We start from the raw sequence: 24,520 nt of genomic DNA, 5'->3' as shown, positions 1-24,520 counted from the left end.
CTTGAGCCGTCCCGGATAGCTTAGACGCAACGCTGTGGACGACAGGGTCAGAACAGTGACAAGGGTGGGGCGCCGGGAGTTTCAGCGCGCCTTGTCCTGTACCGGCCCAATCGCCGGCAACCAGCGATTGGGCCGGTACAGGCAACAAAACTCTGGAGTAGACTGTGCCACCTCCGCATTTCATAAGGACGTTGCCATGCTGAAGATCTGGGGCCGCAAGAATTCGAGCAATGTGCGCAAGGCGCTGTGGATCGCCCACGAGCTGGGCCTGGACTTCGAGTCCATCGACGCCGGTGGCGCCTTCGGCGTGGTCAATGAGCCGCACTACCGGGCCCGCAACCCCAACGGCCTGGTGCCGATGCTCGAAGACGCTGACCTGACCCTGTGGGAATCCAATACCATCGTCCGCTACCTGTGCGCCGAGTACGGCGCGGAGCAGGGCTGGTATCTCCAGGACTCACGCCAGCGCGCCCTGGCCGACAAGTGGATGGACTGGACCACCTCGTCCTTCGCCGGCCCGTTCCGCCCGTTGTTCTGGGGCCTGCTGCGCACCCCCGAAGACCAGCGTGACTGGGTGGCGATCAATGCCGCGCACAAGCAATGCGCTGCATTGCTGGCCATCGTCGACGACACCTTGGCCAAGCAGCCATACCTGTCCGGAGAGCGCATCGGCATGGGCGACATCCCACTGGGCAGCTTCATCTACGCCTGGTTCGAAATGCCGATCGAGCGCCCGCCCATGCACCACCTGCACGCCTGGTACGAGCGCCTCAAGGCGCGCCCGGCCTACCAGGCCGCAGTGATGACAGCGCTGACCTGATCGAACACCACGCATGCTTCGATAGTCATTATCAATACATGTGACTGTACTTGTGCGGCCAGGCCAAGCACCATTGGCCGCACTCACTGCGCCAGTGACTTTGCCTGGCGTGTCCTGCACCTTTTTTTCTGGTAAGTGACCCGCTATGAGTTCCGCCCTGTCGATCCGACAGCTGACCAAGACCTACGGCAACGGCTTCCAGGCCCTCAAGGGCATCGATCTGGATGTTGCCGAAGGCGATTTCTTCGCCTTGCTCGGCCCCAACGGCGCCGGCAAGTCCACTACCATCGGCATCCTCTCGACCTTGGTCAACAAGACCAGCGGGACGGTCAACGTTTTCGGCCATGACCTCGATCGCGAACCTGCCGCGCTCAAGCGCTGCCTGGGCGTGGTGCCGCAAGAGTTCAATTTCAACCAGTTCGAGAAGACCTTCGACATCGTCGTGACCCAGGCCGGGTACTACGGCATCCCGCCCAAGGTGGCCAAGGCCCGCGCCGAGCAGTACCTGACCCAGCTGGGCCTGTGGGACAAGCGTGACGTGCCGTCGCGGTCGCTGTCCGGCGGCATGAAGCGCCGCCTGATGATCGCACGTGCACTGATCCACGAACCGCGCCTGCTGATTCTCGACGAGCCCACTGCCGGCGTGGACATCGAACTGCGCCGCTCGATGTGGAGCTTCCTCACCGAGCTGAACCAGAAAGGCATCACCATCATCCTCACCACCCATTACCTGGAAGAGGCCGAGCAGCTGTGCCGCAACATCGGCATCATCGACCATGGCACCATCGTCGAGAACACCAGCATGCGCCAGCTGCTGGGCAAGCTGCATGTCGAAACCTTCGTCCTCGACCTCAAGCACGACCTGGCCACGGCGCCAGCGCTGCAGGGCTACCCCTGCCGCCTGCTGACCCCGCACACCCTGGAAGTGCAAGTGGACAAGGACATCGGCATCACCGCCTTGTTCGGCCAGCTGGCGCTGCAGAACATCGAGGTGCAAAGCCTGCGTAACAAGACCAACCGACTCGAGGAGCTGTTCGTGTCCCTGGTGGAGAAAAACCTGTCGAAGGTGGCAGTATGAATGTGGAACTGCGCACCAACTGGGTCGCCCTGAACACCATCGTCTACCGTGAAGTGCGGCGCTTCCTGCGCATTTGGCCGCAGACCCTGCTGCCACCTGCGATCACCATGGTCCTGTACTTCGTCATCTTCGGTAACCTGATCGGCCGACAGATCGGCGACATGGGTGGCTTCAGCTACATGGAGTACATCGTGCCGGGGCTGATCATGATGTCGGTTATCACCAACTCCTACGGCAACGTGGTGTCGAGCTTCTTCGGCAGCAAGTTCCAGCGTTCGATCGAAGAGCTGATGGTATCGCCGGTATCGCCGCACACCATCCTCATCGGCTATGTGCTGGGTGGGGTATTGCGTGGCCTGGCGGTGGGGGTGATCGTGACCTTCCTGTCGCTGTTCTTCACCCACCTGCAGGTGCACCACCTGGGCGTGACCGTGGTCGTGGTGCTGCTGACCGCCACCATCTTCTCGTTGCTGGGCTTCGTCAACGCCGTGTTCGCGCGCAACTTCGACGATATCTCGATCATCCCGACCTTCGTACTGACACCGCTGACCTACCTGGGCGGGGTGTTCTATTCGATCAACCTGCTGCCGCCGTTCTGGCAGACCGTGTCGCTGGCCAACCCGGTGCTGCACATGGTCAACTCGTTCCGCTACGGCATCCTAGGGGTGTCGGACATCAGCATTGGCACGGCGATTACCTTCATGCTGGTCGCCACCGCGGTGCTTTACCTGCTGTGCGTTCGCCTGCTGGTCAGCGGCCGCGGCATGCGTGCCTGAGCACCTGAGCTTGCGCCGGCGCCATTGCCGGCCAATCCACCAGCGCCAGTACAGCAGGGTAGTGAAGTAGGCGACGATGCCCAGCACCACCCCGCAGACCAGAGAACCCAGCAGGAATGGCTGCCACAGCGTGGCCAGCTGGTCGCTGATCCAGGCGAAGGTCAGCTCGTCGGGCAGGCTGCGCGGCGGAACCTGCATCAGCCAGGCGCCGGTCATGTAGGTGACGAAGAACACCGGTGGCATGGTCAGCGGGTTGGTCAGCCATACCAGGCTGACAGCGATCGGCAGGTTGCCGCGCACCGGAATCGCCAGCGCCGCCGCCAGCAGCATCTGCATGGGAATGGGTATGAGGGCCGCGAACAGGCCGACCCCCATGGCCCGGGCTACCGAGTGCCGGTTCAGGTGCCAGAGGTTCGGGTCGTGCAGCAGCTTGCCAAAAAAGCGTAAGGACTTGTGTTCGCGAATGCTGGTCGGATCCGGCATGTAGCGTTTGAACAGTCGGCGCGGCATGTAGGCTCCCGGAGCGTTGATCCGGGCAGTATGCCCTGATTCCCGATCAGCCTTGTTTAGAGTTTGTGACAATTGTTGAGCAAGCGCTGCCAGCAATTGGGCTATGCCTCAGAAGGTGATTTTGCTTCTGGAGCTCTACCTCATGCGCACAGGGATGTTTGCGCTCGCGCTCGGGCTGTTGTGTCTGGGCTTTTTCCCCGCGTTGCCGTCGGTCGGATGGCTGGTGCTACTGGCCGTTGGCGCTGGCGTCTGCCTGTTCACCCGCTTGTGGCCGCTGGGTTGCTTCCTGCTGGGCCTGTGCTGGGCGCTTGGCTCGGCGCAGCTGGCTTTGGATGACCGCCTGGCGCCCGGGCTGGAAGGCCGTAGCCTGTGGCTGGAGGGTCGGGTGGTCGGCCTGCCGACCCGCACCGCGCAAGGGGTGCGCTTCGAGCTGCAAGAGGCCCGTTCGCGGCGCGCCGATCTGCCGCAGCGCCTGCAGCTGAGCTGGTTCGACGGGCCAGCGCTACGCGCAGGGGAGCAGTGGCGGCTGGCGGTGACCCTGCAGCGCCCGGCCGGGTTGCTCAACCCGCATGGGCCGGACCTGGAGGCCCAGTTGCTGGCGCGGCGCATCGGTGCCACCGGCTCGGTCAAGGCCGGGCAACTGCTGGCACCGGTTGCCGGCGGCTGGCGTGACCGCCTGCGCCAGCGCCTGCTGGCGGTTGACGCTCATGGCCGTCAGGCGGCGTTGGTAGCCCTGGTGCTCGGCGACGGCACGGGCCTGGCACGGCACGACTGGCAGACGCTGCAGGCTACCGGCACGGTGCACCTGCTGGTAATTTCCGGGCAGCACATCGGCCTGGTCGCCGGCTTGCTGTACGGCCTGGTCGCCGGGCTGGCGCGTTGGGGGCTGTGGCCGGCACGGCTGCCCTGGTTGCCCTCGGCGTGTGGCCTGGCCATGGCGGCGGCGCTGGCCTACGGCTGGCTGGCCGGGGCTGGCGTGCCGGTGCAGCGTGCCTGCCTGATGCTGGCCGTGGTGCTGCTCTGGCGCCTGCGCTTTCGCCATCTTGGCGCGACCTTGCCATTGCTGCTGGCGCTGGTTGCGGTGTTGCTGATTGAGCCGCTGGCGGTGCTGCTGCCCGGTTTCTGGCTGTCGTTTGCGGCGGTGGCCACGCTTGTCTATTGCTTCAGCGCGCGGCTGGGCGGCTGGCGGCCGTGGCAGGCCTGGACGCGGGCGCAATGGGGCATCGCCATCGGCTTGCTGCCGGTGCTGCTGGCCACCGGCTTGCCGGTGAGCCTGAGTGCGCCGCTGGCCAACCTTGTGGCGGTACCGTGGGTCAGCCTGGCGGTACTGCCGCTGGCGTTGCTGGGCACGCTGCTGTTGCCGCTGGGTGGGGTAGGCGAGGCACTGTTGTGGCTGGCGGGTGGCTTGCTCGACGGGTTGTTCCGGCTGCTGGCGCTGGTGGCACAGCAGCGCCCGGCGTGGCTGCCGCCGGCGTTGCCGTGGTGGGCCTGGCTGCTGGTCTGTCTGGGGACCTGGCTATTGCTGCTGCCCCGTGGGGTGCCGTTGCGTGGCTTGGGTGGGGTGATGCTGCTGGCATTGTGGGTACCTAGGGCGACGGTGCCATTCGGGCAAGTCGAAGTCTGGCAGCTGGATGTCGGTCAGGGCCTGGCGGTGCTGTTGCGCACCCGCCATCACGACCTGCTGTACGACGCCGGGCCAGTGAGGGGGGAGACCGATCTGGGCGAACGGGTGGTGCTGCCGACCCTGCGCAAGCTGGGGGTGGCCAGCCTGGATCTGCTGTTGATCAGTCACGCTCACGCCGACCACGCCGGCGGTGCGGTGGCGATACAGCGTGGCTTGCCGGTGCGACGGGCAATTGGGGGTGAAGCGCTGGAAAATCTCCAGTTACAGCCATGTGCCAGTGGTGAGCAATGGGCATGGGATGGTGTGCATTTTTCGCTGTGGCGCTGGGCTGACGGGCAGAGCAGCAATGACCGGTCCTGCGTGTTGCTGGTCGAGGCGCAGGGCGAGCGTTTGCTGCTGGCAGGCGATATGGAGGCCGCTGCCGAACAGGCTTGGTTGGCGGCCACCGACACACCCCGTATCGATTGGTTGCAGGCGCCGCACCATGGCAGCCGGAGTTCTTCCACCGAGGCTTTCATCCGGGCCACGGCGCCGCGTGGGGTGCTGGTGTCGCGAGGGCGTAACAACAGCTTCGGGCACCCGCATGCGCAGGTGGTCGAACGTTATCGGCGGCATGGGGTGATGGTGCATGACACGGCGGTGGAGGGGGCATTGCGGTTGGTGTTGGGGCGTCATGGGGCGGTTGAAAGTGTGCGGGAGCAGCGACGGTTTTGGCGGGATTCGGCACAGTAGGGTGCAGTGGCTTGCAGGTGCTTGCCTTTAGATTTTCAGCGCCTGCGAGATCGAGCGCCGCCCGCGCGGCGCATCGCGGATAAATCCGCTCCCACATTTGTTGCAACGTGCCGAACCTGTTACGCCATGGTTGCCTGCCTTTGTACATGTCTCAAGGCAGGCGAGGCGGCATCAATGCCCACCCAAAAATCCCGTGATGCCAACCAGGCTGACAACCATGGCCTCACAGGCATGGCCACGTTGCAACAAATGTAGGAGCGGATTTATCCGCGATGCGCCGCGCGGGCGGCGCTCGATCTCACAGGCGCTGCATCTGTGATGGCGAGCACCTGTCCGCCCTGATGCCGAACCAAGGCATCCCCCTCTGGCCCCAGCGCCAATTCCCTGACCTCCGGCAGATGAGCCCCCGGCGCGCCTATGGTAGAGTGGCGGCCTTTTTCCGAGGGGGCGTTTACTGTGTGGGAATTGGTCAAGTCCGGTGGTTGGATGATGCTGCCGATCATTCTGAGCTCCATCGCCGCCATGGCTATCGTCGTCGAGCGCCTGTGGACCCTGCGCGCCAGTCGCGTCACCCCGCCGCACCTGCTGGGCCAGGTCTGGATGTGGATCAAGGACAAGCAGCTCACCAGTGACAAGCTCAAGGCCCTGCGCGCCGATTCGCCGTTGGGCGAAATCCTTGCTGCCGGGCTGGCCAACTCGCGCCATGGCCGCGAAATCATGAAGGAATGCATCGAGGAAGCTGCCTCGCGCGTCATCCACGAACTGGAGCGCTACATCAGCACCCTCGGCACCATCGCTGCCATGGCTCCGCTGCTGGGCCTGCTGGGCACCGTGCTGGGCATGATCGACATCTTCAGCGCCTTCATCGGCTCGCAGATGACCGCCAACGCAGCCGTACTGGCGGGCGGCATCTCCAAGGCCCTGGTCACCACCGCGGCCGGCCTGATGGTCGGTATCCCGGCGGTGTTCTTCCACCGCTTCCTGCTGCGCCGTATCGATGAGCTGGTGGTCGGCATGGAACAGGAAGCGATCAAGCTGGTGGAAGTGCTCCAGGGTGACCGTGAAGTGGAAGTGGCCGGAGGCAAGGCGTGAAGTTCCGGCGCAATCGCCAGCGGGAGAACGTCGACATCAACCTGGCGTCGCTGATCGACGTGGTGTTCGTGCTGCTGCTGTTCTTCGTGGTCACGACCACCTTCACTCGCGAGACCCAGCTGCGCGTCGAGCTGCCCGAAGCCACCAGCGCCGAGCCGACGCCGGCCGACCAGGGCAAGCTGGTGGAAATCACCATCAGCGCCGAAGGCGTGTACTCGGTGAACAACCACCTGCTGCCCAAGAGCGACCTGGCCACCCTGAGCGAAGCGATCGAGCGCGAATCGGGTGGCGACAACAAGCTGCCACTGGCCATCAGCGCCGATGGCAGGACCCCGCACCAGGCCGTAGTCACCGCGATGGATGCCGCCGGCAAGCTCGGTTTCAGCCAGTTGCGCATGACCACGGTCGAGGCGGCCCAGGGGACGCCTTGATGGCCTTCGCCGACCGATTGCTCGCGGCCTGGTACGCCGGGCACCCGGCCCTGGCACTATTGCGCCCGCTGGAGGCGCTGTACCGCTGCGTGGTCACCCGCAAGCGGGCGCGTTTCGTGCGTGGCGAAAGTACCAGCTACCGGGCCCCGGTGCCGGTCATCGTGGTCGGCAACATCACCGTGGGCGGTACCGGCAAGACGCCGATGATCCTCTGGCTGATCGAGCACTGCCGCCGCCAGGGGCTGAAGGTCGGGGTAGTCAGCCGTGGCTATGGCGCCAAGCCGCCGCAGCTGCCATGGCGCGTGCGGGCCGAGCAGCCTGCCGAGCAGGCCGGCGACGAACCGCTGCTGATCGTGCAGCGCAGCGGCGTGCCGCTGATGATCGACCCCGACCGCTCCCGCGCGGTACAGGCATTGCTGGCCAGCGAATCCCTCGACCTGATCCTCTGCGACGACGGCATGCAGCACTACCGCCTGGCGCGTGACCTCGAGCTGGTGCTGATCGATGCCGCCCGCGGCCTGGGCAATGGCCGCTGCCTGCCGGCGGGGCCGTTGCGTGAGCCGGCCGAGCGCCTGCACGATGCGGATGCGGTACTGTTCAACGGTAGCCGCGACGACCGCGCCGATGGCTTCGGCTTCTGCCTGCAACCGTCCGCCCTGGTCAACTTGCGCAGTGGCGAGCGCCACGCGCTCGATCACTTCCCCGCTGGCCAACGCCTGCATGCGGTGGCCGGTATCGGAAATCCACAACGTTTCTTCAATACCCTGCTAGGGCTAAACTGGCAGCCGGTGCCGCATCCCTTTGCCGACCATGCGCAGTTCAACGCCGCAAGCCTGGCCTTCAGCCCACCGCTGCCACTGGTCATGACCGAGAAGGACGCGGTGAAATGCCGGGCCTTCGCCGCTGACGACTGGTGGTACCTGGCTGTCGACGCACAGCCCACGGCGGCTTTCAGCACCTGGTTCGACAACCAGTTGCAACGCTTGCTGCGCAAGCCCTGAGCCCGTTATCAATTTCCGGCCACCTGGCCTAAAGGAAGCTCCAATGGACACCAAACTGCTCGATATCCTGGCCTGCCCGATCACCAAAGGCCCGCTCAAGCTCAGTGCCGACAAGACCGAGCTGATCAGCAAGGGCGCAGGCCTGGCCTACCCGATCCGCGATGGCATCCCGGTGATGCTGGAAAGCGAGGCACGTACCCTGACCGACGACGAGCGTCTGGACAAATGAGCCTGAACTTCACCGTGGTGATTCCTGCCCGCCTGCGCTCCACGCGCCTGCCGGGCAAGCCATTGCTGCCGATCGCCGGCAAGCCGATGGTCCAGCATGTGTGGGAACAGGCGCGCAAGAGCAGCGCCGGCCGCGTGGTCATCGCCACTGACGATGCCAGCATCGTCGAGGCCTGCCAGGCCTTTGGCGCCGAAGTGCTGCTGACCCGTGCCGACCACGAATCGGGCACCGACCGCCTGGCCGAGGTGGCCGCGCGCCTGGGCCTGCCAGCCGATGCCATCGTGGTCAACGTGCAGGGCGACGAGCCGCTGATCCCGCCAGTGATCATCGACCAGGTGGCGGCCAACCTGGCCGCGAACCCGCAGGCTGGCATCGCCACCCTGGCCGAGCCTGTGCATGAGCCGGAAACCGTGTTCAACCCCAATGCGGTCAAGGTAGTCAGTGACAAGCATGGCCTGGCCCTGACCTTCAGCCGCGCGCCGTTGCCCTGGGCGCGTGACGCGTTCGCCACCGACCGTAACCAGCTGCCGGCGGGCGTGCCTTACCGTCGCCACATCGGCATGTACGCCTACCGTGTCGGCTTCCTGCAGGACTTCGTCAGCTGGGGACCGTGCTGGCTCGAGCAGACCGAATCGCTGGAGCAGCTGCGGGCGTTGTGGCACGGCGTGCGCATTCACGTCGAGGACGCCATCGAGGCGCCTGCCGTGGGCGTGGATACTCCGCAAGACCTGGAGCGCGTACGGCGCTTGCTGGAGGCCTGATGCGCATTCTGTTCGTCTGTTTGGGCAATATCTGCCGCTCGCCCACGGCCGAAGGCGTGCTGCGCCATCAACTGCAGGCTGCCGGGCTAGCCGACAAAGTGCATGTGGCTTCGGCCGGCACGGGTGACTGGCATGTCGGCAAGGCCCCCGACAGCCGTACCTGCAAGGCGGCGCTCGCGCGTGGCTATGACCTGTCGCAGCAGCGCGCCCAGCAGGTCAAGGCGGCGCATTTTGCCGAATACGACCTGATCCTGGCCATGGACGAGAGCAACCTCAGCCATCTGCGTGCCTTGCGCCCGCACACGGCAGTGGGGGAGCTTGACCTGTTCCTGCGCCGCTATGGCGCAGCGCTGGATGAAGTGCCAGACCCGTACTACGGCGGTGCCGACGGCTTCGAGCAGGTGCTCGACCTGGTCGAGGCGGCGTGCCAGGCGCTGGTGCTGGAAATCAAGGGGCGGCTATGACACTGCAGCGGCAGGAGCAGGTATCGCTCAAGCCTTACAACACCTTTGGCATCGACGTGAAGGCGCGTTATTTCAGCCCGGCCCATGACGACCAGGAAGTGCGCCAGGCCTTGAGCCAGGCGCAGCAGCATGGCTTGCCGGTGCTGGTGATTGGTGGTGGCAGCAATCTGTTGCTGACCAGGGATATCGACGCATGGGTATTGCACATGGCCAGTCGTGGCCGGCGTGTACTCAGTGACGACGGCGAACGCATCGTGGTCGAGGCCGAAGCCGGTGAGCCCTGGCACCCGTTCGTGCAATGGACGCTGGCGCAGGGCTATTGCGGGCTGGAGAACCTCAGCCTGATCCCTGGCACGGTTGGCGCTGCGCCGATGCAGAACGTCGGCGCCTACGGCGTGGAAATCAAGGATGTCTTCGTCGGCCTGACCGCCCTCGACCGTGAGACCGGTGCATTGCGTGACTTCGGCCTGGCGGAGTGTGCCTTTGGTTATCGCGACAGCTTGTTCAAGCGCAACCCTGGGCGCTGGTTGATCCTGCGGGTGCGCTTTGCCTTGAGCCGCACCTTGCACGCCCACCTGGACTACGGCCCGGTGCGTCAGCGCCTGGCCGAGCAGGGCGTGAGCGAGCCGACCGCGCAGGCGATCAGCGAAGCGATCTGCAGCATTCGCCGCGAGAAGTTGCCAGACCCGGCACAACTGGGCAATGCCGGGAGCTTCTTCAAGAACCCGGTGGTAGCGGCGGCGCAGGTCGAGCGTATTCGGGCCCAGTACCCTGGCGTGGTGGCTTATCCCCAGGCCGACGGGCAGGTGAAGCTGGCCGCTGGCTGGTTGATCGAGCAGGCCGGCTGGAAGGGCTACCGCGAGGGCGATGCCGGGGTGCATCGCCTGCAGTCGCTGGTGCTGGTCAACCATGGCCAGGCGAGCGGGGCGCAGATGCATGCGCTGGCGCGGCGGATCCAGGCCGATATCCTGGAGCGCTTTGGCGTCGAGCTGGAGATGGAGCCCAACCTCTACTGATAGGCCTGGCCCTGTCAGGCCCACTGATTACCCCTGTGTAGTAGCGGCCTTGCGTCGCGAAGGGCCGCAAGGCGGCCCCGGCAATTCATGCTGCGAAGCTGAGATGCAACAGTAGCCCAAGAAAAAGCCCCGCCAGTTCGCACTGGCGGGGCTTTTTCATTCAGCCTTGGCTATCAACCGTGATGAGGTTTTTGCTCATCGGTGGATTCCAGGGCGGGTTCCTCGGCCGCTGCTGCAGCTTCCTGTGCGGCTTTGGCGGCAGCCTCGGCCTCACGCTTGCGGCGGCGCACTTCACGCGGATCGTTCGGCGCACGGCCGTTGGCCAGCATGACAGTGGCAGGTTCGGCAACCACAGGGGCTGCAACCGGGGCAGGCTCGACGACTACCGGCTCGACGACCACCGGGGCAGGCTCGGCGGCAACCACTTCTGGCTGGGCCTCGACAACCGGCGCAGGCTGTTCGGCAACCGCGGCGGTTTCGATCACGGCCGGGGCCTGTTCGATTTCACCGGCCTCGACGGCAGGTGCTTCGGTCGCAGCTTCGCTAGCCACGGCTGGCTCGGCGGCTGGTGCCGCTTCAACCACGGGCTGCGGTGCGACTTCGACCACAGGCTCGGCGCTTGCCTCGACTGCGACCACAGGCTCGCTGAACGGTTGCTCGACCACCGGTGCCACGGCAACTTCTTCCGCCTTGGCGGCTGCTTCGGCCTGCTCTACAGGCTGGGCGGCTTCGCGGTCGCCGGTTTCTGCAGCAGCGACTTCAGCGGTAGCCTGCTCGGCCTGCTGGTTGGCCTGGGCTTCGGCTTCGGCGCTGATGCTGCTGCTGGCGACAGCCGCAGTCACGGCCAGGCCCGCAGCCAGTTCGGCACCCAGCTCGGTGGCTTGGTGCTGTTGCGGCTGCTCTTCGTTGCCTTCTTCGTCGCTGCCTTCGATCAGCTCGCCATTGGCGTTGCGCTGACGCTCACGACGGTTGCTGCGACGACGCTGGCCACGGGAGCGGCGGCGTGGGCGCTCGCCATCGGTGCCTTCCTGTTCGTCCTGCAGCAACTCTTCGCTCGGCAGTTGCTCTTCGGCCAGTTCGGCAGCCTGCACGGCCGCTTCTTCGGCTGCGCGTGGCTGGCGCTCTTCTCGCGGTGGGCGCGGGGCACGTTCTTCACGGGGAGCACGCTCTTCGCGAGGGGCGCGTTCTTCACGAGGAGCACGTTCTTCGCGAGGGGCGCGTTCCTCACGAGGAGCACGCTCTTCGCGCGGGGCGCGTTCTTCGCGAGGAGCACGTTCTTCGCGCGGGGCGCGTTCTTCACGTGGAGCACGCTCTTCACGCGGAGCACGTTCCTCTCGCGGTGCACGCTCTTCGCGGGCTACACGCTCTTCACGCGGCTGACGCTCCTCGCGCTCGGCAGGGGTGGCGTCCAGCGGCTCACGCAGTTCACGCACGCGCTCTTCGCCACGGTTGCCGCGGCGGTCTTCGCGTGGCTGGCGTGGGGCACGTTCTTCACGCGGTGCACGCTCTTCGCGTGGGGCGCGTTCTTCACGTGGCGCACGCTCTTCGCGCGGTGCACGCTCCTCGCGTGGCTGGCGCTCTTCACGTGGTGCACGCTCGGCACGCTCTTCGCGTGGCTTGCGTTCCTCGTCGCGGCGGCCGTTGCGGTTGCGGCTCTGCTGGCGGCCGTTGCGGCGTTCTTCGTTGCGCGGGCTGCGTTCGGCAGCCGGTTTTTCGGTGGCAGTGACGACCGGCGCGGCGGCAGGTTCTTCCTTGCCGGCGAACAGGCTGACCAGCGATTTCACCAGGCCCTTGAACAGGCTCGGCTCCGGCGCGCTCGGCGCAGGGGTGGCCGGTGCGGCTGGCTGCTGCTCTTCAACGGCGGTCGGAACCGGCGCATTGGCACGGGCCGGGGCGGTCTTCACCGCGGCTTCCTGGCGAACCAAGGTGCGGGTGGCCGTTGGCTGCGGTGCTTCTTCGGCTTCGGCGGCGGCGATTTCGTAGCTGGACTGGTTGCTCAGCACTTCCGGGTTGTCGTCGCGCAGGCGCTGGACTTCGAAGTGCGGGGTTTCCAGGTGGTCGTTCGGCAGGATGATGATCCGTGCACGGGTGCGCAGTTCGATCTTGGTGATCGAGTTGCGCTTCTCGTTGAGCAGGAACGCGGCTACCGGGATCGGCACCTGGGCGCGCACTTCGGCAGTGCGGTCTTTCAGGGCTTCTTCTTCGATCAGGCGCAGGATGGCCAGCGACAGCGACTCGACGTCGCGGATGATGCCGGTGCCGGAGCAGCGCGGGCAGACGATGCCGCTGCTTTCGCCCAGCGATGGACGCAGGCGCTGGCGGGACATTTCCAGCAGGCCGAAGCGCGAGATGCGGCCGACCTGGACGCGGGCGCGGTCGGCTTCCAGGCATTCGCGGACGCGTTCTTCCACGGCACGCTGGTTCTTCGCCGGGGTCATGTCGATGAAGTCGATGACGATCAGGCCGCCGATGTCACGCAGGCGCAGCTGGCGGGCGATTTCCTCGGCCGCTTCCAGGTTGGTCTGCAGGGCGGTTTCTTCGATGTCGCTGCCTTTGGTCGCACGCGCCGAGTTGATGTCGATGGACACCAGGGCCTCGGTGGGGTCGATCACGATCGAGCCACCGGACGGCAGGTCGACCACGCGCTGGAAGGCGGTCTCGATCTGGCTTTCGATCTGGAAACGGTTGAACAGCGGCACGCTGTCTTCGTACAGCTTGACCTTGCTGGCGTACTGCGGCATCACCTGGCGGATGAAGGTCAGGGCTTCTTCCTGGGCATCGATGCTGTCGATCAGCACTTCGCCGATGTCCTGGCGCAGGTAGTCGCGAATGGCGCGGATGATGACGTTGCTTTCCTGGTAGATCAGGAACGGTGCGGCGCGGTCCTGGGACGCTTCCTTGATGGCGGTCCACAGTTGCAGCAGGTAATCGAGGTCCCACTGCATTTCTTCGCTGCTGCGGCCAAGGCCGGCAGTGCGCACGATCAGGCCCATGTCGCCCGGCACGGTCAGGCCGTTCAGGGCTTCGCGCAGTTCGTTGCGTTCCTCGCCTTCGATGCGGCGGGAGATGCCACCGGCACGCGGGTTGTTCGGCATCAGTACCAGGTAGCGGCCGGCCAGGCTGATGAAGGTGGTGAGGGCGGCGCCTTTGTTGCCGCGCTCTTCCTTCTCGACCTGGACGATGACTTCCTGGCCTTCGCTCAGCACTTCCTTGATGTTGACCCGCCCTTCGGGGGCTTTCTTGAAGTATTCGCGGGAGATTTCTTTCAGCGGCAGGAAGCCGTGACGTTCGGAGCCGAAGTCGACGAAGGCGGCTTCGAGGCTGGGTTCGATGCGGGTGATCTTGCCTTTGTAGATGTTGGCCTTTTTCTGCTCACGCGCGCCGGACTCGATGTCCAGGTCGTAGAGACGTTGGCCGTCCACCAGGGCTACACGCAACTCTTCGGGTTGAGTTGCGTTAATCAGCATTCTTTTCATGTTGTACCGTCGGTTTCCGGGCTGCCGGAAACGGCGTTCGGCACACACGACGTCTCATGGTCGGTGCCAAGGTGCGCAAAGGGTGGCCGGGCCACCCCCGTGTCGAGCAACGTTCGGCACCAGCCGGTTGCCCAGCCTGCCGTTGTCGCGACGACGCGTCCTGTTTGCTGCGGTGCCAACAAGGCCCCGGTGGCTTCGAATTGGAATCCGAATCAACCAAGCGGGCCTTGTGCACTCAGTCAGGAGGAGGAATCAACCGTCAGCCGTGGACGCCCGGGGGCATCTGTTCAGGACCTTATCCGCTCGCCAGCCGTCAGTGGGCTGGTGGCCGGACGCGGTGCTACACGGTCCGAGGGCTGTGCATCTCCACCCTGCACGTATCCCTGATAATTCGGGTGCTGCCGCGCGCTGAATCCGCAACGGGTTGCATTTTTCGCCAGCGCAGGTTCTGCGCTGGCGCCATTCATGTCCAAGGCAGGTATTTCCGAAGCATTCGCCGGGCGTTGCGTGGAAGCGACGGGCGGGCAGAGGTGCAGCGAAAAGAATCGGGTAAGCAGGTGAAACACCGCACTTGTCGTTTTTTTTCGGTCTTCTCTACACGGCGCTGGTGGCGATTCCAGGCAATTCGGTAAACTGGCGAAAACCCCGTAGGACGGCCTCGCGTCCTGGAGAATTGCGTTGGTCAGGGACCGGCTAGGAGCCTGGTGCCACTGGCCTGCCGCTTTTGGCGGCGTTCGCGACTATAGCAGCAATGATTAAGTGCTTCAATTCCATAAAAAATTGTTATGATCCCGTAATGACGACCAATACCCCCCCGACTTCCGGCGTTCAGCTGATCGAAGTCGCGCCGGAACTTGCCGGCCAACGCATCGACAATTTCCTTATCACGGCCCTCAAGGGCGTGCCCAAGACGCTGGTCTACCGCATCCTGCGCAAGGGTGAAGTGCGGGTCAACAAGGGCCGCGTCAAGCCGGAATACAAGATCCAGGCTGGCGACATCGTGCGGGTACCGCCGGTCCGCCTGCCCGAGCGCGACGAGCCGGCTCCGGTGGCCCAGGGCCTGCTGCAGCGCCTGGAAGCTGCCATCGTCTACGAAGACAAGGCGCTGATCGTGATGAACAAGCCGGCCGGCATCGCCGTGCATGGCGGCAGCGGCCTGAGCTTTGGCGTGATCGAGGCGCTGCGCCAGCTGCGCCCGGATGCCAAGGAACTGGAGCTGGTGCACCGCCTGGATCGCGACACCTCCGGCCTGCTGATGATTGCCAAGAAGCGCAGCATGCTGCGCCACCTGCATGCTGCGCTGCGCGGTGATGGTGTCGACAAGCGCTACATGGCGCTGGTGCGCGGCCACTGGCCGACGTCGAAGAAGCAGGTCAGCGCGCCGTTGCTCAAGAGCAACCTGCGTTCCGGCGAGCGCATGGTCGAGGTCAACGATGAAGGCAAGGAAGCCTTGACCCTGTTCCGCGTGCTGCGCCGCTTTGGCGAGTTCGCCACCATTGTCGAGGCGCGCCCGATCACCGGCCGTACCCACCAGATCCGCGTGCACACCCTGCATGCCGGGCATATGATCGCCGGCGACAGCAAGTACGGCGATGAAGACTTCAGCCGCGAAATTCGCGAGCTGGGTGGCAAGCGCCTGTTCCTGCATGCCTACGCGCTGACCGTGCCGCTGCCGGACGGCGGCGAGCTGAAGCTCGAGGCGCCGGTGGATGAGGTGTGGGCGAAAACCGTTGAGCGGCTGAGTGCATCCTGACCTATGAAAAAGGGCTATGAGCTACTGATCTTCGACTGGGATGGCACGTTGGCCGACTCCATCGGGCGCATCGTCGAGGCCATGAACGCCGCCGCCGAGCGTGCCGGCGAGGGGCAAAGCAGCGATGATGCGATCAAGGGCATCATCGGCCTGGCCCTGGGCGAGGCGATCCACACCCTGTACCCGCACCTGGCGCCTGCACAAGTCGAAAGCTTCCGTCAGCACTATGCCGATATCTACATGGCCCTGGATCAGCAGCCCTCGCCGCTGTTCGATGGCGTGGTGGAGTCGCTGGATGCCTTCCGTGCCGAGGGTTACCGCCTGGCGGTGGCCACCGGCAAGGCACGCCGTGGGCTGGACCGGGTGCTCAAGGCCAATGGTTGGGAGCAGTTCTTCGACATCACCCGCGCCGCCGACGAGACCCGTGGCAAGCCGCACCCGCGCATGCTCGAGGAAATTCTCGGTCATTGTGGTGTCGAAGCGGGGCGTGCGCTGATGATCGGCGATTCGGCGTTCGACCTGCAGATGGCCAGCAATGCCGGCATGCATTCGGCGGCCGTGGGCTATGGTGCCATGTCGCTGCAGGCGCTGGCCGAGTTCGGGCCGCAGGTATGCATCGATCACTTTTCCCAGTTGCGCGAGTGGCTGGGCGGTTCCGCAATTCCTTTTCCAAGGTAGGTAAGCATGGCAGACGAATGGAAAGCCCCTGAGACCGAACCCGACGAGCGCGAAGCGCGCAACAGCTGGCGGCTGCTGGAAAAGACCCTGTTGGCGAACGTCCAGGAGCATCGCCGGACGCGTCGCTGGGGGATCTTCTTCAAGCTGCTGACCTTCGTCTACCTGTTCGGCATCCTGGCGTTGTTCACGCCGCTGATGGACATGGACAAGGCCGCGTCGCGCAATGTCAGCCATACCGCGTTGGTCGAAGTGCGCGGCATGATTGCCGATCAGGAGTCGGCCAGCGCCGACAACATCGTCAAGGGCTTGCGCGAGGCGTTCAAGGACAGCAAGACCAAGGCGGTAGTGCTGCGTATCAACAGCCCGGGTGGCAGCCCGGTGCAGGCGGGCTACGTGTATGACGAAATCCGCCGCCTGCGCGCCGAGTATCCGGCCATCAAGCTGTATGCGGTGATCACTGACCTGGGCGCTTCCGGTGCTTACTACATTGCCAGTGCGGCGGACGAGATCTACGCCGACAAGGCCAGCCTGGTGGGCTCCATCGGCGTGACGGCGGCGGGTTACGGCTTTGTTGGCACCATGGAGAAGCTGGGCGTCGAGCGGCGGGCCTATACCTCGGGCGAGCACAAGGCCTTCCTCGACCCGTTCTCGCCGGAAAAACCTGACGAGACCCGCTTCTGGCAAGGTGTGCTGGATGTCACCCACAAGCAATTCATCGCCATGGTCAAGCAAGGGCGCGGCGAACGCCTGAAGGACAAGGACCACCCTGAGCTGTTCAGTGGCCTGGTCTGGTCGGGTGAGCAGGCCAAGGAGCTGGGCTTGGTCGATGGGCTGGGCAGTGCCAGCTACGTGGCGCGGGAAATCGTTGGCGAAAAAGAGCTGGTGGATTTCACCGTGCAGGAATCGCCGCTCGATCGCTTCTCCAAGCGCGTAGGGGCCAGCGTGGCCGAGCACCTGGCCATGTGGATGGGGTTCCAGGGGCCGCAGTTGCGCTGAACCGAGATTGCCGGGGCCGCAACGCGGCCCCAGGGTCTCAAGGGATGGCCATGCCTTCCCTGGTCAGCATATCCACCAGCCGAATCAAAGGCAGCCCGATCAGGCTGGTCGCATCGCACCCGTGCGTGCTCTGGAACAGGCTCACCCCCAGCCCCTCCGCCTTGAAGCTGCCAGCGCAATCCAGCGGCTGTTCTGCCGCCACATAGCGCTCCACCTGCTCGCGGCTCAGTTCACGCAATGTCACGGTAAACGGCACGCAATCCACCTGGCATTGCCCGGTGGCGCTGTTCAGTAGTGCCAGCCCGGTCAGAAAACTCACCTGTTGCCCGCTGCACTCCAGCAATTGCTCGCAGGCGCGCTCGAAGGTGTGCGGCTTGCCCAGTACCTGTTCGCCCAGCACCGCAACCTGGTCCGAACCAATGATCAGGTGTGCGGGGTGGCTGCTGGCCAGCGCTTGTGCCTTCTGCCTGGCCAGGCGCCGCACCAGGTCCGCTGCTGGTTCGCCAGGCAGGCGCTGTTCGTCTATGTCAGGGCTTGCCCAGCTGAAGGGCAGGCGCAGCCGTGCGAGCAGTTCGCGGCGATAGGCAGAGCTGGAAGCCAGTAACAGAGGAAGCATGGTAGACTCCTGGATCGGTTGAACCAAATTCTATCACGCACGATGCCGCCGAATTTCCTTTGACAGGGGCGGGGGGCATCCCTAGAATGCTGCGCCTATGTTGAATGACCCGATTCCACCTCACGTTGACCCGCGCAAATTGGCTGATCGCGGCGTAACCATCAACGGTTCGCTGCAACTCGCTGATTTGGAAAGACTCTGCGACCCGCTTTCCGACAATGTCGGTACGGTGCAGGCGAAGTTCGATTTTGAACGAGATGAACAGCACGTAGTGGTTATCCACAGCGAGCTGGACGTCGAGGTCAAGATGGTTTGCCAGCGTTGTCTTGAGCTGGTCACCCTGCCGATCCACAGCGAATGTACATACGCCGTGGTGAAGGAGGGTGCGAATACCCAGTCGTTGCCGAAAGGCTATGACGTGCTGGAACTGGGCGAAGATCCATTGGATCTGCAGGCATTGATCGAGGAAGAGCTTCTGCTCGCCTTGCCGATCGTGCCTGCTCACCATCCGGAAGAATGCCAGCAGCCGGCGGGCGCAGACGAGCCCGAATCGAGCAAGGACGAGGTATCGCGGTCCAACCCGTTCAGTGTTTTGGCGCAGTTAAAGCGTGACCCAAACGTTTAGGAGTTAATCAATTATGGCTGTTCAGCAGAACAAAAAATCCCGCTCTGCCCGTGACATGCGCCGTTCGCACGACGCCCTGTCGGAAAACGCGCTGTCGGTAGAGAAAACCACCGGTGAAGTACACCTGCGTCACCACGTTTCGCCAGAAGGCGTATACCGTGGTCGCAAAGTGATCGACAAGGGCGCTGACGAGTAATCCTTGTCCGCTCAGATCATCGCGATCGACGCAATGGGCGGGGACTTCGGTCCCCGCAGCATTGTCCAGGCTAGCATTGCCTGCCTTTCGGCTACTCCCTCGCTGCACCTGACCCTCGTCGGTCAACCCTCCCTCCTTGAAGATCTTGTCAGCGGCCTTGCGGCTGCGGATCGCGCGCGCCTGCAAATTGTGGCCGCCAGCGAGGTGGTCGGCATGGATGAGCGGCCGTCCCAGGCGCTGCGTGGCAAGCCCGACTCGTCGATGCGCATCGCCCTCGAACTGGTGCGCGATGGCAAGGCGCAGGCCTGTGTCAGTGCCGGCAACACTGGTGCGTTGATGGCGCTGTCGCGGTTCGTGCTCAAGACCCTGCCGGGTATCGATCGGCCGGCCATGGTGGCGGCGATCCCGACCCAGTCCGGCTATTGCCAGCTGCTCGACCTGGGGGCCAACGTCGACTGCAGTGCGGAAAACCTCTACCAGTTCGCCGTGATGGGCTCGGTGGCTGCGCAAGCCCTGGGCGTGCACAGGCCGCGCGTGGCGCTGCTGAACATCGGCACCGAGGACATCAAGGGCAACCAGCAGGTCAAGCTGGCGGCCAGCCTGTTGCAGAACGCTCGCGGGCTCAACTATGTGGGCTTCGTCGAGGGCGATGGGTTGTATCGTGGCGAGGCGGACGTGGTGGTTTGCGACGGCTTCGTCGGCAACATCCTGCTCAAGTCCAGTGAGGGCCTGGCAACGATGATCGGTGCGCGCATCGAGCAGTTGTTCAAGGGTGGCGTGTTGGCGCGGATGGCCGGGGCCATGGCGATGCCGCTGCTCAAGCGTCTGCAGGCCGACCTGGCGCCAGCGCGGCACAATGGGGCGAGCTTCCTCGGGTTGCAGGGCATCGTCATCAAGAGCCATGGCTCGGCGGGCGTGCAGGGCTTCCAGAGTGCCATCCAGCGGGCGTTGATCGAAATCCAGGAGAACCTGCCGCAGCGTTTGCATGGGCGGTTGGAGGATTTGCTCCTGTAGCTGTGTCGGCCCCCTTCGCGGGCTTGCCCGCTCCCGCAGGATTGCCAGAGGGCTGAAGATTGTGGGGCGTCTGTGGGAGCGGGCAAGCCCGCGAAGGGGCCGACACAGGTAAACAAAGACTTTAGGCATATCGCCGATGAAGTGCTTAAATGTGACCGCTCAGGTGGAGTCTCCATCCAAGCTTTCAGATTCCGCGCCTGGCCCAGGGCCTGGCGCACCCTATCCGACGACAAGATCATAAGGGCTTGTTCAATGTCTGCATCTCTCGCATTCGTCTTTCCCGGTCAAGGTTCCCAGTCGCTGGGCATGCTCGCCGAGCTCGGCGCCGAGAAGCCAGTGATCATCGAGACCTTCAAGGAAGCCTCCGAGGCGCTCGGTTACGACCTGTGGAAGCTGGTCCAGCAAGGCCCGGAAGAACAGCTCAACCAGACCGACAAGACCCAGCCGGCCATCCTCACCGCCTCCGTCGCGCTGTGGCGCCTGTGGCTGGAAGAGGGCGGTGCGCGGCCGGCGTTCGTTTGCGGTCATAGCCTGGGCGAGTACAGCGCCCTGGTTGCCGCTGGCAGCATCAGCTTGAAGGACGCCGTACGCCTGGTCGAACGCCGTGGCCAGCTGATGCAGGAAGCCGTGCCGGCCGGCCATGGTGCCATGGCTGCCATTCTCGGCCTGGATGACGACGTGGTGGTTGCAATCTGCGCCGAAGCGGCTGAAGACCAGGTGGTCAGCGCGGTCAACTTCAACTCGCCAGGCCAGGTGGTCATCGCCGGCAACAAGGCCGCGGTAGACCGTGCCATGGAGCTGTGCAAGGCCAAGGGTGCCAAGCGCGCCCTGCCGCTGGCGGTCAGCGTGCCGTCGCACTGCGCGCTGATGAAGCCGGCTGCCGAGCGCTTTGCCGACTCGGTCAACGCCATCGAGTGGAAGGCCCCGCAGATTCCGGTGGTGCAGAACGTCACCGCCGCCGTCGCCGCTGACCTCGACGCCCTCAAGCAGGACCTGCTGGCGCAGCTGTACCAGCCGGTGCGCTGGGTCGAATGCGTGCAGACCCTGGCGGCGAACGGTGCCGTCAACCTGGTCGAGTGCGGCCCAGGCAAGGTGCTGGCCGGCCTGAACAAGCGTTGCGCCGATGGTGTCACCACCTACAACCTCAATACCCCTGACGCCGTCGCCGCCACCCGTGCGGCGCTGGCCTGATTTGGAGAAGCTTGCATGAGCCTGCAAGGTAAAGTTGCACTGGTCACCGGCGCCAGCCGTGGCATTGGCCAGGCCATCGCCCTCGAGCTGGGCCGCCAGGGCGCGACCGTGATCGGTACCGCCACTTCGGCTTCCGGCGCCGAGCGCATCGCCGCCACCCTGAAAGAGCACGGCATCACCGGCACCGGCATGGAGCTGAACGTGACCAGCGCCGAATCGGTCGAGGCTGTGCTGGCCGCCATCGGCGAGCAGTTCGGCGCCCCCGCCATCCTGGTCAACAACGCCGGTATCACCCGTGACAACCTCATGCTGCGCATGAAGGACGACGAGTGGTTCGACGTGATCGACACCAACCTGAACAGCCTCTACCGTCTGTCCAAGGGCGTGCTGCGTGGCATGACCAAGGCGCGTTGGGGTCGTATCATCAGCATCGGCTCGGTCGTCGGTGCCATGGGTAACGCCGGCCAGGCCAACTACGCGGCCGCCAAGGCGGGCCTCGAAGGTTTCAGCCGCGCCCTGGCGCGTGAAGTGGGCTCGCGCGGTATCACCGTCAACTCGGTGACCCCGGGCTTCATCGACACCGACATGACCCGCGAACTGCCGGAAGCGCAGCGTGAAGCGTTGCAGACCCAGATCCCGCTGGGCCGCCTGGGCCAGGCCGACGAAATCGCCAAGGTGGTTTCGTTCCTGGCATCCGACGGCGCAGCCTACGTCACCGGCGCTACCGTGCCGGTCAACGGCGGGATGTACATGTAACACAGCAACTCAATGTGACGGATTTCGTAAAAAAAGAGTCATACTGCGAGCCTAAAATCCGTTATAAAGCTGCAACCAGATTCCAGGCAGTGGGTACGGTGACTGGCCTGAAAGTGCGTTTAGCTTGAAAAGCGAACGTCTTTCTATAAAATTAGCCACCGGCCAGCTGCCTGACATATATCCATTAGGAGTAAACCTAGGTATGAGCAACATCGAAGAACGCGTCAAGAAAATCGTCGCCGAGCAACTGGGCGTCAAGGAAGAGGAAGTGACTCTCGAGAAGTCCTTCGTCGATGACCTGGGTGCCGATTCGCTTGACACCGTTGAGCTGGTGATGGCTCTGGAAGAGGAATTCGAGACCGAAATCCCTGACGAAGAAGCCGAGAAGATCACTACCGTTCAAGCTGCCGTAGACTACGTCAAAGCCCACCAGGCCTAAGACGCTCTAGTCGACGCTACTTGTCGGGGAAAACCGCACTGCCTTCGCCGGCGTGCGGTTTTTTCTTTGCGAGCGCCCGTATTTTCCAGGCTGCCTCGTTCACCGCGTACCAAGAGCCTGTTGCCATTTCATTCCTGCGCTTGAATGCAATGGCAAGAGACTCTGTTATTAGAAAAGGAGAGTACTGTGTCGCGTAGACGCGTCGTGGTCACCGGTATGGGTATGCTATCGCCACTGGGTACCGATGTACCGAGCACCTGGCAGGGCATTCTGGCTGGCCGCAGTGGCATCGGTCCGATCGAGCATACGGACCTGTCTGCCTACTCCACCCGTTTTGGCGGCTCGGTGAAAGGCTTCGAGGTCGAGCAATACCTGTCGGCCAAGGAGGCCCGCAAGCTCGACCTGTTCATCCAGTACGGCCTGGCGGCCGGTTTCCAGGCGGTGCGCAATGCCGGCCTGGAAGTCACCGACGCCAACCGCGAGCGGATTGGCGTGGCCATGGGCTCGGGTATCGGCGGCCTGACCAACATCGAAGAAACCAGCCGCACCCTGCACGATTCGGGGCCGCGTCGCATTTCGCCGTTCTTCGTGCCGGGCTCGATCATCAACATGATCTCCGGCTTCCTGTCGATTCACCTGGGCCTGCAGGGGCCTAACTATGCCATCGCCACGGCATGCACCACCGGCACCCACTGCATCGGCATGGCCGCGCGCAACATCGCCTACGGTGAAGCTGACGTGATGATCGCCGGTGGCGCCGAAATGGCTGCCTGCGGCCTGGGCATGGGCGGTTTCGGTGCCTCGCGTGCGCTGTCCACCCGCAACGACGAGCCAAGCCGGGCCAGCCGTCCGTGGGACAAGGGCCGTGACGGCTTCGTGCTGTCCGATGGTGCTGGTGCCCTGGTGCTTGAAGAGCTGGAGCACGCCAAGGCGCGCGGTGCCACCATCTATGCCGAGCTGGTCGGCTTCGGCATGAGCGGTGATGCCTACCACATGACGTCGCCGCCCGACACCGGCGAAGGCGCTGCCCGCTGCATGGCCAACGCCCTGCGCGATGCCGGCATCCAGCCGGAAGAGGTCAGCTACATCAACGCCCATGGCACCTCGACCCCGGCGGGCGACATCGCTGAAGTCGCAGCGATCAAGCGCGTGTTCGGCGAGCATGCCTACAAGCTGGCGGTCAGCTCGACCAAGTCGATGACCGGCCACCTGCTGGGCGCTGCCGGTGCGGTGGAAGCGATCTTCAGCGTCCTGGCCATCAACAGCCAGATGGCGCCGCCTACCATCAACCTGGACGAGCCGGACGAAGGTTGCGACCTCGACTTCGTGCCGCACCAGGCGCGCAGCATGCCGATCGACGTGGTGCTGTCCAACTCGTTCGGTTTCGGCGGTACCAACGGTTCGCTGGTGTTCCGCCGGTTCGCCGGTTGATGCACAGCTGGATCGACGGCCAGCCAGCGGCTGCAGTCAACCTGCAGAACCGCGGTCTGGCCTACGGCGATGGCCTGTTCGAGACCATCGCCGTGCGTGGCGGCCGGCCCAGCCTGCTGGACGGCCACCTCGCCCGCCTGGCGCTGGGTTGCCAGCGCCTGGCGATCGATGCCGACCTGGCACTGGTGCGCGACGAACTCCTGCGCTATGCCAGCCAGCTCGGTGATGGCGTTGCCAAACTCATCATTACCCGTGGTGACAGCCAGCGCGGCTATGCGCCGGTTGCCGGTGCCATGCCGCGACGTATCCTGCAGGGCGGCCCGTTACCCAGCTATCCTGTCGAACATGCCGAGCGCGGCGTGCGGCTGTTCCTGTGCCAGACCCGGCTTGGCGAGCAACCCCTGCTGGCCGGGCTGAAGCACCTCAACCGCCTGGAGCAGGTGCTGGCCCGTGCCGAATGGCAGGACAGCGAACATGCCGAAGGGCTGATGCGCGATGGGCAGGGCAGGCTGATCGAAGGGGTGTTCAGCAATCTGTTCCTGGTGCGCGACAGCAAGCTGTTCACGGCTGACCTCAGCCGTTGCGGCGTCGCTGGCGTGATGCGCGCGGCGTTGCTGCAACAGGCGGCGCTGCAGGGCATCCCGCTGCAGGTATGCGACCTGCCGTTCGAGGCGCTGGAACAGGCCGATGAAGTATTTGTTTGCAATAGTGTCTACGGTGTCTGGCCCGTGCGTGGCATCGCCGCGCTAAACTGGTCGCCGGGCCCGCTCACCCGTAAACTGCAGGCCGTTGCCCGTACGTTACTGGAAACCTGA

General features: G+C 64.5%; 25 protein-coding genes. 22 read left to right on the top strand and 3 right to left on the bottom strand.

The window, feature by feature from the left end:
* Positions 1 to 196: 196 nt before the first annotated feature.
* The 3 genes from JKP78_RS16345 (at position 197) to JKP78_RS16335 (ending at position 2,674) form a co-directional block, all read left to right on the top strand.
* A complete protein-coding gene (locus JKP78_RS16345; protein ID WP_200626975.1) occupies positions 197 to 820 on the top strand; it encodes a glutathione S-transferase in 624 nt (207 codons plus the stop codon).
* A 145-nt stretch (positions 821 to 965) separates the two neighbouring features.
* On the top strand, positions 966 to 1,898 hold the full coding sequence (locus JKP78_RS16340) for an ABC transporter ATP-binding protein (RefSeq protein WP_186689086.1): 933 nt from the start codon (positions 966 to 968) through the stop codon (positions 1,896 to 1,898).
* Positions 1,895 to 2,674, top strand: coding sequence for an ABC transporter permease (locus JKP78_RS16335; protein WP_186680575.1), 780 nt, complete (start codon positions 1,895 to 1,897; stop codon positions 2,672 to 2,674). Before JKP78_RS16340 ends, JKP78_RS16335 begins: the two co-directional genes overlap by 4 nt.
* On the opposite strand, the gene JKP78_RS16330 is transcribed toward JKP78_RS16335, so the two are convergent.
* A complete protein-coding gene (locus JKP78_RS16330) occupies positions 2,558 to 3,184 on the bottom strand; it encodes a DUF2062 domain-containing protein (protein ID WP_186689089.1) in 627 nt (208 codons plus the stop codon). The genes JKP78_RS16335 and JKP78_RS16330 overlap by 117 nt on opposite strands.
* Before the next feature lie 142 nt (positions 3,185 to 3,326).
* Between JKP78_RS16330 and JKP78_RS16325 the strand changes: the two genes are divergently transcribed.
* From JKP78_RS16325 to murB, 8 genes are all read left to right on the top strand, one after another.
* Positions 3,327 to 5,540, top strand: coding sequence for a DNA internalization-related competence protein ComEC/Rec2 (locus JKP78_RS16325; RefSeq protein ID WP_200626974.1), 2,214 nt, complete (start codon positions 3,327 to 3,329; stop codon positions 5,538 to 5,540).
* A gap of 456 nt (positions 5,541 to 5,996) precedes the next feature.
* Positions 5,997 to 6,632 (top strand): MotA/TolQ/ExbB proton channel family protein, encoded by a 636-nt coding sequence (locus JKP78_RS16320; protein ID WP_170028901.1) that lies wholly within the window; start codon positions 5,997 to 5,999, stop codon positions 6,630 to 6,632.
* Positions 6,629 to 7,063, top strand: a complete 435-nt coding sequence (locus JKP78_RS16315; RefSeq protein WP_170028902.1) for an ExbD/TolR family protein — start codon at positions 6,629 to 6,631, stop codon at positions 7,061 to 7,063. Before JKP78_RS16320 ends, JKP78_RS16315 begins: the two co-directional genes overlap by 4 nt.
* Entirely contained in the window at positions 7,063 to 8,064 is a 1,002-nt protein-coding gene (gene lpxK, locus JKP78_RS16310) for a tetraacyldisaccharide 4'-kinase (protein ID WP_186689094.1), read from the top strand. Before JKP78_RS16315 ends, lpxK begins: the two co-directional genes overlap by 1 nt.
* A gap of 43 nt (positions 8,065 to 8,107) precedes the next feature.
* Entirely contained in the window at positions 8,108 to 8,293 is a 186-nt protein-coding gene (locus JKP78_RS16305; protein ID WP_003247142.1) for a Trm112 family protein, read from the top strand.
* On the top strand, positions 8,290 to 9,054 hold the full coding sequence (kdsB, locus tag JKP78_RS16300) for a 3-deoxy-manno-octulosonate cytidylyltransferase (RefSeq protein ID WP_200626973.1): 765 nt from the start codon (positions 8,290 to 8,292) through the stop codon (positions 9,052 to 9,054). Before JKP78_RS16305 ends, kdsB begins: the two co-directional genes overlap by 4 nt.
* Positions 9,054 to 9,518 carry a low molecular weight protein-tyrosine-phosphatase gene (locus JKP78_RS16295; RefSeq protein WP_186680300.1) on the top strand — a complete coding sequence of 155 codons (465 nt, stop codon included), beginning with the start codon at positions 9,054 to 9,056 and terminating at the stop codon, positions 9,516 to 9,518. The genes kdsB and JKP78_RS16295 overlap by 1 nt, the downstream gene beginning before the upstream one ends.
* Positions 9,515 to 10,534, top strand: coding sequence for a UDP-N-acetylmuramate dehydrogenase (gene murB / locus JKP78_RS16290; protein ID WP_200626972.1), 1,020 nt, complete (start codon positions 9,515 to 9,517; stop codon positions 10,532 to 10,534). The genes JKP78_RS16295 and murB overlap by 4 nt, the downstream gene beginning before the upstream one ends.
* Before the next feature lie 173 nt (positions 10,535 to 10,707).
* Here murB and rne read toward each other — a convergent pair whose 3' ends face one another.
* Positions 10,708 to 14,010, bottom strand: coding sequence for a ribonuclease E (gene rne, locus JKP78_RS16285; protein ID WP_200626971.1), 3,303 nt, complete (start codon positions 14,008 to 14,010; stop codon positions 10,708 to 10,710).
* A 796-nt stretch (positions 14,011 to 14,806) separates the two neighbouring features.
* Here rne and rluC point away from each other — a divergent pair.
* The 3 genes from rluC to JKP78_RS16270 are packed head-to-tail and all read left to right on the top strand — an operon-like array spanning position 14,807 to position 17,437.
* Positions 14,807 to 15,763: a 23S rRNA pseudouridine(955/2504/2580) synthase RluC gene (gene rluC / locus JKP78_RS16280; protein ID WP_063911715.1), complete on the top strand. Its 957-nt coding sequence runs from the start codon at positions 14,807 to 14,809 to the stop codon at positions 15,761 to 15,763.
* A 3-nt stretch (positions 15,764 to 15,766) separates the two neighbouring features.
* Complete coding sequence (locus JKP78_RS16275) at positions 15,767 to 16,441, top strand: HAD family hydrolase (RefSeq protein WP_186689100.1); 675 nt, start codon at positions 15,767 to 15,769, stop codon at positions 16,439 to 16,441.
* A 6-nt stretch (positions 16,442 to 16,447) separates the two neighbouring features.
* A complete protein-coding gene (locus JKP78_RS16270; protein ID WP_170028910.1) occupies positions 16,448 to 17,437 on the top strand; it encodes a S49 family peptidase in 990 nt (329 codons plus the stop codon).
* A 37-nt stretch (positions 17,438 to 17,474) separates the two neighbouring features.
* Here the strand turns inward: JKP78_RS16270 and JKP78_RS16265 are convergent, their stop codons facing one another.
* Positions 17,475 to 18,053: a Maf family protein gene (locus JKP78_RS16265; RefSeq protein ID WP_186689102.1), complete on the bottom strand. Its 579-nt coding sequence runs from the start codon at positions 18,051 to 18,053 to the stop codon at positions 17,475 to 17,477.
* Between the two features lie 97 nt (positions 18,054 to 18,150).
* Between JKP78_RS16265 and JKP78_RS16260 the strand changes: the two genes are divergently transcribed.
* The 8 genes from JKP78_RS16260 to pabC all read left to right on the top strand — a co-directional run bounded on the left by JKP78_RS16260 (position 18,151) and on the right by pabC (position 24,520).
* Complete coding sequence (locus JKP78_RS16260; RefSeq protein WP_170028912.1) at positions 18,151 to 18,678, top strand: YceD family protein; 528 nt, start codon at positions 18,151 to 18,153, stop codon at positions 18,676 to 18,678.
* A gap of 13 nt (positions 18,679 to 18,691) precedes the next feature.
* Positions 18,692 to 18,874 carry a 50S ribosomal protein L32 gene (gene rpmF, locus JKP78_RS16255; protein ID WP_010223221.1) on the top strand — a complete coding sequence of 61 codons (183 nt, stop codon included), beginning with the start codon at positions 18,692 to 18,694 and terminating at the stop codon, positions 18,872 to 18,874.
* A 3-nt stretch (positions 18,875 to 18,877) separates the two neighbouring features.
* The gene (plsX, locus tag JKP78_RS16250) at positions 18,878 to 19,888 is read left to right on the top strand and encodes a phosphate acyltransferase PlsX (protein ID WP_170028913.1); all 1,011 of its coding nucleotides are present in this window, start codon (positions 18,878 to 18,880) and stop codon (positions 19,886 to 19,888) included.
* 252 nt (positions 19,889 to 20,140) lie between these two features.
* A complete protein-coding gene (fabD, locus tag JKP78_RS16245; protein ID WP_200626970.1) occupies positions 20,141 to 21,079 on the top strand; it encodes an ACP S-malonyltransferase in 939 nt (312 codons plus the stop codon).
* Positions 21,080 to 21,094: 15 nt separating this feature from the next.
* Positions 21,095 to 21,835, top strand: coding sequence for a 3-oxoacyl-ACP reductase FabG (gene fabG / locus JKP78_RS16240; RefSeq protein ID WP_003247160.1), 741 nt, complete (start codon positions 21,095 to 21,097; stop codon positions 21,833 to 21,835).
* 202 nt (positions 21,836 to 22,037) lie between these two features.
* Positions 22,038 to 22,274, top strand: coding sequence for an acyl carrier protein (gene acpP, locus JKP78_RS16235; RefSeq protein WP_016715141.1), 237 nt, complete (start codon positions 22,038 to 22,040; stop codon positions 22,272 to 22,274).
* Between the two features lie 186 nt (positions 22,275 to 22,460).
* Positions 22,461 to 23,705: a beta-ketoacyl-ACP synthase II gene (fabF, locus tag JKP78_RS16230; protein ID WP_170028915.1), complete on the top strand. Its 1,245-nt coding sequence runs from the start codon at positions 22,461 to 22,463 to the stop codon at positions 23,703 to 23,705.
* On the top strand, positions 23,705 to 24,520 hold the full coding sequence (gene pabC / locus JKP78_RS16225; protein ID WP_186689107.1) for an aminodeoxychorismate lyase: 816 nt from the start codon (positions 23,705 to 23,707) through the stop codon (positions 24,518 to 24,520). Before fabF ends, pabC begins: the two co-directional genes overlap by 1 nt.

Source organism: Pseudomonas sp. LAM2023, assembly GCF_016620375.1.
Classification (GTDB): Bacteria; Pseudomonadota; Gammaproteobacteria; order Pseudomonadales; family Pseudomonadaceae; genus Aquipseudomonas; species Aquipseudomonas anuradhapurensis.
This window is presented reverse-complemented; position numbering and strand designations above follow the sequence as displayed.